Genomic DNA, 10,871 nt, shown 5'->3' with positions numbered 1-10,871 from the left:
TGACCATGCAGGGCGAGCTGACCAAGCATGCCATCGTCGCCGAGGCGGCCCGGCTGCTGCGGCCCGGTGGACGCTACGCGATCCACGAACTCGCGCTGACGCCGGACACCATCTCCGATGACATCAAGACAGACGTCCGGCAGTCGTTGGCCCGTGCCATCAAAGTCAACGCCCGCCCGCTGACCGTCGCCGAATGGCGCCGCCTGCTGGCTGAACACGGGCTGACCGTCGATCACGTTGCGACCGCGCCGATGGCGCTGTTGCAGCCGCGCCGCCTAGTCGCCGACGAAGGGCTGCTGCGAGCGCTGAGGTTCGCCATGAACGTGCTTGCCCACCACGACGCCCGCCGGCGCGTACTTCAGATGCGACGGACTTTTCGCCAGCACCGCGACCGGTTGACCGCGGTCGCGATTGTCGCGCGCAAATCCGACGGCTAACGGCCCTGCTGTTCGCCCGTGTCAGCTCTGCAACCGCCAGACCTCGGCCAGCGGTCGCCGCGGGGTGGGCGGCGGCGCTTTCTCCATGGCGGGCGCCACACCCACCCGCACCAACACTTGAGGCCGAGCGTTATGGTCCAGCAGCGCGCTGACGGTCTCACGGGTGGCCTTGACCTCGGTGATGTGCGTTACCGGGCAGGTGGCCAAGCCCGCCATGGTGCATTCCAGCAGCACCGCGGAAAGCGCTTCGCCGGCGGCTAGCGCGGCGGCACGACTATCGTCGGCTGTCGAAAGGACCAGAATCGTCGAGTGATCTTCTGGGACTTCGGTGCGCCTCTCTTTGTGATGCGTCAGCGGAAAAGTCCGCCCCACGTCGACGCGCTCGTTTTCGGCCGCTGACAGCAGCGACGTGTACGGGATTCCCTCCGAAGCCTCGAAGGGTGAAGTCCACCAACTTAATTCAGTGTGGTAGGTAGAGTCGTAGAGTCGCAGCGATTCAGCGAAATGCGATGCCCAGGCCAGTTGCGAGCGCACGTCCTGGGGCAACACATCGAACTGCACGCCGGCGCCCTCGACGCTGCTGCGCAGTGAACGCTCGAGTGGCTCCCAGTCCGCTGGAGCGGCGAACGGCAGCCGGTCGGTCCGGCGGTCCCAGATCGCGTTGGCGCGGCGCCGATGGTCGTCGGTCACAAAGTCCATCCGGGTGAAGTCAATGGACGCCAGGTGGTCTGGGTTGTCCGGGTTCGGGAACCGGTCGACATGGGCTTGCCACCCGGCCGCGGCCATTGCCACTCGAAGGTGGTCGAGCGCAGCTCCGCAACCGATAAGCGCTTCCCGCGCCGACTGGTCGGTGTCCATTATTCGGGTTGGATCCAGGAAAAGCCGGAGTTGCTTGAGGTCGAACACCCACTGCCACGGTTGGCTGTTGTGCAATGACGGGGCGCGGCAGGCCGTGTGTACAGCATTCTTGACGATTTTGGTTTCCACCATTGTGGTAGGCATATCGACCTCCTTCCTAGCTGTAACCGAGCATGCTCCGAAAGCACTCGGTGCCGCCAGAGCCTTTGGTCCTCCGCCTGATGCCATTCGACCCTGGCGGCTGACGCGTCGGGCGACCCGCCGGACCGAGTCGGGAGTCGGTTCAGCTGCGGTCGTTCAGCGAACTCGCAATTGCCTCCAACACTTCCGGGCGTTTCAAGAATGGCGTGATGATGTCGACCGGCAGCGGGAACACCACCGTCGAGTTCTGGTCCGCACCCAGCTCTAAAAGGGTCTGCAGGTAGCGCAATTGCAGTGACGCCGGGTTCTTCGAGAGGGTCTCTGCGGCTTGCCGCAGCTCCTCGGAGGCCTGCAGTTCTCCGCGTGCATTGATGACTTTGGCCCGCCGTTCCCGCTCTGCCTCCGCCTCACGTGCCATCGCTCGCTGCATCGACTCGGGGATCTCCACATCCTTGATCTCGACCACCCGCACCTGCACACCCCAGGGCTCGGTCTGCTTTTCAATGACCGCGCGCAAGTCGCTATTGAGATCTTCCCGGTGGGCCAGCAGGGTGTCGAGGTCGGCACGGCCGAGCAGCGAGCGCAGCGTTGTCTGAGCGATCTGAGAGGTGGCCACCGCGTAATTCTCAACCGCGAGAATAGCTTTCAGCGGATCAATGACCTGAAACATCACGACAGCGTTCACCCGGGCCGGCACGTTGTCGCGAGTGATGACCTCCTGCGGCGGGATGGTCAGCGTCACAACACGCTGATCCACTCGGATCATCTTGTCCATCAAAGGAATCAGAAACCGCAACCCCGGGCGGTACAGCGGCCGGACGTGGCCCATCCGGAATACCACCCCGCGCTCGTACTCCCGCAGCACGGCCAGCGAGACAAAGGCCAACGCCAATAGCACGACAACCGCGACCACGACAATGCCGATCACCACGGCGCTCACCAGTCCCGCTCCTTGTCCGACCAGCCGCCGCCCCACCGAGTGGAATACCGGTCGATCGCGGCAGCGGCCTGATCCTCTAAGCCGGACCGTTGCGGCAGATACTCGGGAGCGTTGGACGGGGTGTTCCACAGGTGCCGCGCCAGCGGCATTCCCAAAACGACGACCAACAGGGCGACGCCGCTGAGCACCAGCACGTCGGGCGCAGTGTGCTGACCGATCAGCATCCCCAACGGCATCACCACGCCGAGCGCGGCCACGAAACAAGCGATCCCGCGGTGGAAGCGGCCCGCACCCGAGTACGGCCAGGGATCGATTTCGCGGGTTATTTCCCGGCCGTGATCTGACGTCGTGCACGTCGACTTCACCGGGCAGCTGTTGCATACCACCGGCTGCGCACGGTAACGCATCACTCGATGATGGGGGTCGAACGACGTCGGCCACAGCCACTGGTCCTGGGGGCATACCCACGCATCGTGGTCGGGTCGGTAGACGAATTTCCCAGTGCGCCATTGCTTCGCGATCTGCGATACCCGTTTGGCCATCGCGTCGAAGCTCCACGCGACGGCCACCAGAAACAGCGCATATCCGGCGACCAGCCACACCGACGCGACAGGTGCTGTCATCGTCACTCCTTCGCCGGCGTCGGGGACTCGTCAGCAGGGCGGGTTTCGGTGTAGAGCGGATGTTCTGGTAGTTCCTGCGCCGCCGAGCCTGAGCGGAAGTAACGCAGCGCCGTCCAGGCGATGTAGATGAATGGCAGCACACCACCGACAATGAGGATCACGTCGCCGGGCAACCGCAGCCATTCGATCAGCGAGTTGCCGGGGTTGGTGATGTATCCGAGCGAACGGGCTTCGAAGTAGCCGTCGTTGACCGAGTGGAACAGCTGGAGCACGCCAAGCGGCAGCAGTGTGGCGAATACCATCCACGCCAGCCCTAGGTTCATGCTCCAAAACGAGATGCGGGCCCATCTCTCCGGCCATTTGTCGGCGGGGATCATGTAGCGGAACGCGAACATGGCCAACCCGACTGCGAGCATGCCGTAGACGCCCATCAGCGCGGCGTGGCCGTGGTTGGCCGTCAACGCGGTGCCGATCTGGTAGTAGGAGACAATGGGCAAGTTGATCAAGAAACCGAAGACGCCCGCACCCAGGAAGTTCCAGAATCCGACCGCGACCAAAAACATCACCGCCCACCGGTGTGGGAATGGCTTGCCGTCACCGGACTGTTGCCGCGAGCCCAGCTGCAGGAATGCCCACGCTTCGACGGTCAAGAAGGTGAGCGGGATGACCTCGGCAGCCGAGAAGAACGCACCCAGCGCCATATGCTCGACCGGCGTGCCCGAGAAGTACAGGTGATGCATGGTGCCGATGACGCCGCCAGCGGAATACAAGATGATGTCGAGGTAGATCACCCCCAGCGCGATCCGCTCGCGCACCACGCCGAGCAGCACGAACATGTAGGCCACCATCACGGTGGTGAACAACTCCAAAAAGTCCTCGACCCACAGGTGCACCACCCAGAACCGCCAGAAATCCGCGACGGTGTAGTGGGTGCCGCTGCCGGCCAGCAACCCGACGGCATAGAACACCGGAATGGCAAGCCCGGCGAAGAAAAACAGCCACGGCATGTTCAGTTTCGATTCGCCGCGCAGCCGGGCCCGCATCCCGCGCCAGATGATTGCGATCCACAGGAACATGCCGACGATGAGCAGGATCTGCCACAGCCGCGGCAGGTCCAGATACTCCCACTGCTGCGAGAACAGGCCGCTGTGCGGAATTACCCCGTAGATCGATAACGCCTCGGTGATCAGCGAGCCGAACACCACCACCGCGACCGCGCCCAGCAGGCCGTAGGCCAGCCAGCTTTGCCGCCGCGGCTCTCGGCGGGCGATGAACGGCACCAAGAAGATGCCACCGGCGAGAAACGCCGCCGCAGTCCAGAACAAGGCCAGCTGCACATGCCAGGTGCGGGCCAGGTTGTAGGGCAAGACCCGGGCCAGGTCCAGCCCGAAGAAGTTCGACAGGTCGGCCCGATAGTGCTCGGCGGCCGCCCCCACCAGCGTTTGCGCCAAGAACAGCACCGACACAATCGCGAAAAACCAGATGGTGGCCCGTTGCGCCGGTGTCAGGCTCACCTCACCGGGCTCGCGGAACGACAGCGTCGACGCCTGTTCGCCGTGCCAGCCCACCTTTTGGCTCCAGCGGCCGTAGATGGCGAACATGACGCCGATACCGCCCAACAGTGCTATCAGCGACAGCGCCGACCACACCAGGACCGGCGCGGTCGGGACGTTGTCGACGCGCTTCTCTGGTGGCCAGTTGTTGGTGTAGCTGTAGATGTGACCTGGCCGCTGCGCCGCCGACGCCCATGCAGTCCAGGCGAAAAAAGAGGTGAGGTCGTGAATTTCGGCCTGGTCGGTGATCACGCGTGGCAACAGCCCGTGTTTGGTGGTGTTCTCGCCGAAGTAGGCCGCGTAGTGGCGCTGGATGTCGTCGAATGCCCGCGCCTGGCGATCGGTGAACACCAACGTCTTGGTGGCCGGGTTATAGCGGTTGGTGCGGAACTCTGTGGCCACCTGGTCGCGGGGATCCGCTACGCCTCGTGCGCGCCACTGGTCGGCGACGTCGTCGGTGGCCATGCGCAGGTACTCGGCGGTGTAGTCGGGTCCCAGGTATGCGCCGTGGCCGAGCACCGACCCGTACTCCATTAGACCCCGCGCCTGGTAGAGCTGCTGGCCACGGGTGATGTCGTCTTTGGTGAACAGCGTTCGACCTGAGTCGGTGACCACCTTATCGGGCAGCGGCATGGACGCGGTATAGGTGCGGAAGACGAGGATGCCCAACACGAGAAAACCGAAGATCAGCACCAGAGCCACGCCCTGAACCCACCCTTTGCCGATCAAAGGTTCGGACTTGGAAGTATCGGAGCGCGGCGCCGGTGCTGCCTCGGTTGCCATAACGACTATCCCTTCACCCGGGCGGTCGAGCTGTATTTAACCCTCCATAGGCCCCTGACACACCGAATACGTGCTTACCGACCCCAATTGACGCGAGGACTTATGGCCGCACCCTAGGGACTTAGGGCTCCTCCCCCCCGGTGCTCCCGAGTGAATAGCGTCGACTGCGCAGGTATCGATTCAGGCTGGCAGCAAGGGGCCGAACACCATGAACACCACCTCCCCGCCCAGATCAGTCATCGTCGGCATCGACGGCTCTCAGGCCGCGATCCGGGCTGCGGAGTGGGCGATCGACGAAGCCGTCAGCCGCGAGATCCCGTTGCGCCTGATCCACGTGATCCATGATCACGTCGAGCCAGCCCCAACCGCGTCCGTCGGCAATGTACAGATGGAAGTCGAATACGGCGAGACCGCGCTGCGCAAAGCCTGCGCCGCAGTCGCAACCAGCGGAAAACCCGTCAAGGTCGAAACCGGGATTCTGCAGGGTGACCCGGCAAAGACGTTGATCGCCGAATCCCGTGACGCCGAGATGATCTGCGTCGGTTCGGTGGGCATCGGACGCTTTGCACGCGCGCTGCTGGGCTCCACTGCAGCGGAGCTCGCCGAAGCGGCCCACAGCCCAGTCGCGATCATCCGCACCCAGCAGACCGAGCCGAAGCCCGGCAGCGTCGTGATTGCCGTAGCAGTCAACGATTCACCTGGCAACGACGACGTTGTCCGGCACGCTATGGAAGAGGCCGAGCTGCGCCACGCACCGGTACTTGCCCTCGGAGCGTGGCGAGAAGACCTCGGCGACATGCCTTATGACGATCTGCACAGGCGGATGCAGTTCTGGAGTCAGCGCTACCCGGGCGTGACTGTCCACGCTGCCGCCACCCATACCGGCATCTCGGACTTTCTTGCCTTTAGCGACAGACGGGTACAGCTCGCAGTCATCGGCAGCACCGATGCCGATCAAGTCCCGCTTCTCATCGGCCCGCACAGCCACCCGATCCTCGGACACGCCGAGTGCTCGGTGCTGATCGTGCGGTCCTAGCCCAAGCCAGCGGACATACGGGGGCGGCTGACGATGACCGAAGGTGTACCCACCGAAGGCGTATTCGCGACGACGCTTCGGGATGGCGCTGCGGTGTTGTTGCGCCGACTCGAGCCGTCGGATATTGACGCGGTCATTGCGCTGCACGACGCGCTCACCGATCGCGAACGCTACCTACGGTTCTTCACGACGCATCCGGCCTACCTCAAGGAAGTGGCCCAGCAGCTGACCGATAACAGCAACCAAAACTATGCGCTGGGAGCTTTCGAGTCGGGAAAATTAGTCGGTGTCGCCAACTACGTTGTCTGCGGCAGGCCGGGCACTGCGGAGTTTGCTGTTGTGGTGCATCACAACGACCATCTGCGCGGCGTCGGAACGGCTTTGCTTCGACGGCTTGCAGAGATCGCCTGCGCCGAAGGAATTCAGCACTTTGTCGCCGATGTCTTGACCACGAACCACCTAATGTTCAAGGTGCTCTGCGACGCCGGACTGCATCCGCAACATAGGGAATACGACGACGGCGTCGTTCACCTCGAAATGGATTTGGCTGAAATCCCTCCTGAATCGATCTGACTGGCAGACGCTCCGGCACAGTCATCGTCAGAGCAAGGGCAGATCAGCGGAAAGCCGACCCGTCCAGGTATTCGACAACGTCCTCTAGTGGGCGGCGCGGAGTCGACGGTAACGGGTCAGCGTTGACCGGCGCCCAGCCGACGCGCAGCAACATCTGTGGAAAACCGCTGATTCCGAAGACCTCCATCTGTACGAGGTCGCGTGTCTCGGCGATCTCGAGTGGTTCAGTGATCGGGCAACTCGCTAAACCAAGCGCGGTCGCGCTCAGCAGCACCAGACTGGTCGCTTCGCCGGCGCGCAGCCGCGCGAGCCGGCTGTCGTCCTTGGTGCCCAGCGCCAACACGGCGGCGTTGTCGTCGACGGACTCCGCCCCGGTTGGCTGCGCCAATCTGGGACCTGCGAATAGGCGCGGCGGTACCGGTGCGGTCGGGTCAGACTCCGGTGTATTGCGAGCCGGGACTCCGGCCAGTGAGGCGTATCTTCCACTCCAGGCGGTGAGCTCAGTCAGGTAGTCGTGGTCAGTAGCGTGTTGCCAAACAGCTTGCGCGACAATATTTTGCAATCGCGGCAACGACTCGATTTGACGTAACATCACTCCGGCCCGGGCCGCACGGGCACCCATTAGGGTGATGTAGTTTGCGGGCACGATCCAACAGCTGTAATGACGACGGTCGGTGCGCCGCCGCGGAATCGCTGCCGCCAACGTGATATCAACCTCGCTGGCTGGATAACGGTAAACTTCCACGGCTGCAAGGTGATCCGGTTCATCGGGGTTGGGCAGCCGATGCACCTTCGATTGCCAACCGAGCGCCGACAACGCGACGACACAATGATGTAACGCAATGCCGCAGCTCAAAATCAGGTCGCGGCCGTCGGGATCGGTGCTCGGCAGCTGTAACCTGCGATCGGCGTAAAGATGCAGGCTGTCCGAGCCCACCCGCCACCGCCACGGCTGCGTGTTGTGCACCGACGGTGCACGAGTTGCCAGAGACACGACCGTGCGGACGGTCTCGTGTTCTGGGAAGTGAGCACTCATCGGGTCACCGCCTTTACTGACTAGCACATTGCGACCAGCATGGTCCGGCACGAACAGCGCCAGCAAGAGCAAAAAGACTCCACTTTAAGAGGACTCCTGACATTCGGACGTATTTGGCGCTGGCCAGCGTGGGTCTTATGGCCATGGGCCTGGTGCCTAACGGCCCCGTGACCAAGGGCGCCAACCGCCGATAGCGTCGGAGAACAACTTTTTCGGCGGGCAAACGTTCTGTGGGAGTAGTCATGTCTTCGCGCAACGCTCGATTGGGAATCGTCGTCGGTGTCGACGACTCGCCGGCCGCCAAAGTAGCGGTAGATTGGGCGGCCCGCGATGCCGTTCTGCGAAACATTCCGCTGACGCTCGTACATGCGATTTCACCGAACATCACAACGTGGCTGAGTACGCCGTTACCCCCAGGTTTGGCGCGCTGGCAGAAGGATCACGGGCGCCGACTACTCGACGACGCGCTGAAGGTGGTCGACGAAGCTTGCGATCGCAAAGTTCGAGCGCAGGTCCGCGGTGAGCTTCTGTCTTCTCCGGCCATACCGGCACTGGTCGATCTGTCCAAAGATGCGGAGCTGCTAGTCGCCGGCTGCCGCGGAGCTGGCAGGTGGCCCGGAAGGCTGCTGGGATCGGTCAGTTCAGGGCTGATTCGGCACGCACATTGCCCAGTCACGATCGTCCACGACGAGGATCCGTTGATGCCGCATCCAGCTCAGGCACCGGTGTTGGTCGGCATTGACGGGTCGCCGGCATCCGAGTTGGCGACCGCGGTCGCGTTCGATGAGGCATCGCGCCGACGCGTGGGGTTGGTTGCTCTGCATGCTTGGAGCGATATGGATGTATCGGAGTGGCCCGGAGTCGACTGGCCGGCAACACAATCGATGGCCGAGCAGGTACTATCTGAGCGGTTGGCGGGCTGGCAGGAGCGATACCCCGATGTCCACATACGCCGGATCGCCGTCCGCGATAAGCCCGCACGCCAGCTCGTCGAACACTCCGAGGAAGCCCAGCTGACCGTAGTCGGCAGCCGTGGCCGCGGCGGATTCGCCGGAATGCAGGTGGGTTCGGTGAGCGACACTGTTGCCCAGTTGGCGCGGATGCCGGTGATTGTGGCACGCCACTCGGGGGCGTAGATTCCTCCCGGCCACCGGCCTAAGGCAGCGGAGCGGACCACCGCAGCACCGTGCCTCCGGTCGGCGGGGTGTCGAGGGTGAAGGTGCCGCCCGCCTGTTGGGCGCGTTCAAGTAGGTTTGTCAGTCCGCTGCCGGTGATGTGTTCTGGGATGCCCCGACCGTCGTCAACCACTTCAATGCACAGATCGTCCGCGACCTTGACGGAGACCGTAAGCGTAGTCGCATCGGCGTGTCGCACGGCGTTGCTGACCGCTTCGCGCACAACGGCTTCGGCATGATCAGCAAGGCCGGTATCGACGACAGAAAGCGGCCCGATGAACTGCGTCGCGATGTGCAACTTCCCGTCCGAGAATTGGGCAATCGCTTGGTCCAGCCGCTGACGCAGCCGAGTCGCGCCTCCAGCCGGCCCATGCAGATCGAAGATCGTCGTCCGGATTTCTTGAATGACGTCTTGCAGGTCGTCGACATACTGCGACAGCCGTTGTTGTACTTCGGGCGAGCGTGCACGCGGAATGGTTCCCTGTAGGCCAAGCCCGACTGCGAAGAGCCGCTGGATGACGTGGTCGTGCAGGTCCCGAGCGATGCGGTCACGCTCGGTCAAGACATCCAATTCGCGCGCCATGCGTTGCGTAGTGGCCAACTGCCAAGCGAGCGTTGCCTGGTCCGCGAAGGCCGCCATCATCTCTTCTTCAGCACGGCTGAACGGCGTTGCGCCGTCCGCTCGAAGCGCAACCAAGACACCAATAACCTTGTCAGTGGTGCGAAGCGGCAGCACCAGCGCAGGCCCGCGAGGCACATTCGTGGTGCCGATCTCGCAGTTGTCGAATCGCTGTGGAGCGCGGTCCCGGAAAACCTGACCGACCATCGTCCCGTTGACCGGTATCGTCTCCGCCTGGGTCGGCCGCTCACCGGCCATCTCGGTCACCAGCAGTTCGGTGACCTCAGCCGACGGCACGTCGCTGTCTACCGGCACCGCAACCAAAGTCGCTCGGGCGTCGGCCAATTCCAGGGCTTCGTCGGCGATGAGGCGGAAGACCGTCGCCGGGTCTGCGCCGGACAGCAATTTGGTCGCAATATCTCGGGTCGCCTCGATCCAGGCTTGGCGGGCCCTGGATTGCTCGTAGAGGCGGGCATTCTCGATAGCGATCCCGGCAGCGGCGGCCAGCGCTTCGACGATCACCTCGTCGTCCTCGGTGAACGGTTGCCGGTTGGCCTTCTCCGTCAGATATAGGTTGCCGAACACCTCGTCGCGAATCCGGACGGGCACACCGAGGAACGCGCGCATCGGTGGGTGGTTCGGCGGAAACCCCACCGACGCCGGGTGCTGGGCGATGTCGTCCAACCGGATCGGCTTCGGGTCGTCGATCAACACCCCAAGCACACCGCGGCCCTCGGGCAAATGCCCGATCCGCTCGCGCATCTCTTCGTCGATTCCTTCATAGATGAACTGCACGAGGTCGTGTCCACTCCCCCGCACGCCCAGCGCTCCGTATCGGGCGTCGACGAGTTCGATGGCAGTGTGGACGATAGTGCGCAGTGTGGCGGCCAAGTCGAGCTCCGACGTGACGGTCAGCATTGCCTCTACCAAACCGTCGAGCCGGTCACGCCCCGTGACGATCTGCGCGATTCGTTCCTGGACCTCGGCGAGCAACTCCCGTAGCCGCAGCTGCGACAACGCGTCCCGTACCGGATGCGCCCCGCCGACGGGATCAACTGCCTTGGTCACACGACCATGGTGGCACTACGGGAGATTTC

At 63.5% G+C, this 10,871-nt stretch carries 9 protein-coding genes and 1 pseudogene; 4 read left to right on the top strand and 6 right to left on the bottom strand.

Features of this window, described 5'->3' with window-relative positions:
* A pseudogene (locus ACFE99_RS00810) lies at positions 1-437 on the top strand (SAM-dependent methyltransferase); the annotation flags it as partial.
* A gap of 21 nt (positions 438-458) precedes the next feature.
* Here the strand turns inward: ACFE99_RS00810 and ACFE99_RS00805 are convergent.
* The 4 genes from ACFE99_RS00805 to ACFE99_RS00790 form a co-directional block, all read right to left on the bottom strand.
* A complete protein-coding gene (locus ACFE99_RS00805) occupies positions 459-1,439 on the bottom strand; it encodes an Acg family FMN-binding oxidoreductase (protein ID WP_375481491.1) in 981 nt (326 codons plus the stop codon).
* 139 nt (positions 1,440-1,578) lie between these two features.
* Positions 1,579-2,376 (bottom strand): slipin family protein, encoded by a 798-nt coding sequence (locus ACFE99_RS00800; RefSeq protein ID WP_375481489.1) that lies wholly within the window; start codon positions 2,374-2,376, stop codon positions 1,579-1,581.
* Complete coding sequence (locus ACFE99_RS00795; RefSeq protein WP_375481487.1) at positions 2,373-2,999, bottom strand: hypothetical protein; 627 nt, start codon at positions 2,997-2,999, stop codon at positions 2,373-2,375. Before ACFE99_RS00795 ends, ACFE99_RS00800 begins: the two co-directional genes overlap by 4 nt.
* A 2-nt stretch (positions 3,000-3,001) precedes the next feature.
* Positions 3,002-5,335 (bottom strand): nitric-oxide reductase large subunit, encoded by a 2,334-nt coding sequence (locus tag ACFE99_RS00790; protein WP_375481485.1) that lies wholly within the window; start codon positions 5,333-5,335, stop codon positions 3,002-3,004.
* Positions 5,336-5,543: 208 nt separating this feature from the next.
* Here ACFE99_RS00790 and ACFE99_RS00785 point away from each other — a divergent pair, with 208 nt between their 5' ends.
* Both ACFE99_RS00785 and ACFE99_RS00780 read left to right on the top strand, forming a co-directional pair.
* A complete protein-coding gene (locus ACFE99_RS00785; protein WP_375481483.1) occupies positions 5,544-6,371 on the top strand; it encodes a universal stress protein in 828 nt (275 codons plus the stop codon).
* A gap of 93 nt (positions 6,372-6,464) precedes the next feature.
* On the top strand, positions 6,465-6,944 hold the full coding sequence (locus tag ACFE99_RS00780) for a GNAT family N-acetyltransferase (RefSeq protein WP_375481481.1): 480 nt from the start codon (positions 6,465-6,467) through the stop codon (positions 6,942-6,944).
* A 43-nt stretch (positions 6,945-6,987) separates the two neighbouring features.
* Here ACFE99_RS00780 and ACFE99_RS00775 read toward each other — a convergent pair whose 3' ends face one another.
* On the bottom strand, positions 6,988-7,980 hold the full coding sequence (locus ACFE99_RS00775) for an Acg family FMN-binding oxidoreductase (protein WP_375481478.1): 993 nt from the start codon (positions 7,978-7,980) through the stop codon (positions 6,988-6,990).
* A 242-nt stretch (positions 7,981-8,222) separates the two neighbouring features.
* Between ACFE99_RS00775 and ACFE99_RS00770 the strand changes: the two genes are divergently transcribed.
* Positions 8,223-9,116, top strand: coding sequence for a universal stress protein (locus ACFE99_RS00770; protein WP_375481476.1), 894 nt, complete (start codon positions 8,223-8,225; stop codon positions 9,114-9,116).
* A gap of 19 nt (positions 9,117-9,135) precedes the next feature.
* Here ACFE99_RS00770 and ACFE99_RS00765 read toward each other — a convergent pair whose 3' ends face one another.
* Complete coding sequence (locus tag ACFE99_RS00765) at positions 9,136-10,842, bottom strand: GAF domain-containing protein (RefSeq protein WP_375481474.1); 1,707 nt, start codon at positions 10,840-10,842, stop codon at positions 9,136-9,138.
* Positions 10,843-10,871 lie beyond the last annotated feature (29 nt).

This window comes from uncultured Mycobacterium sp. (genome assembly GCF_964249325.1).
GTDB lineage: Bacteria > Actinomycetota > Actinomycetes > Mycobacteriales > Mycobacteriaceae > Mycobacterium.
The sequence above is the reverse complement of the archived record's forward strand: the minus strand, read 5'-3'. Positions and strand labels throughout refer to the sequence as shown.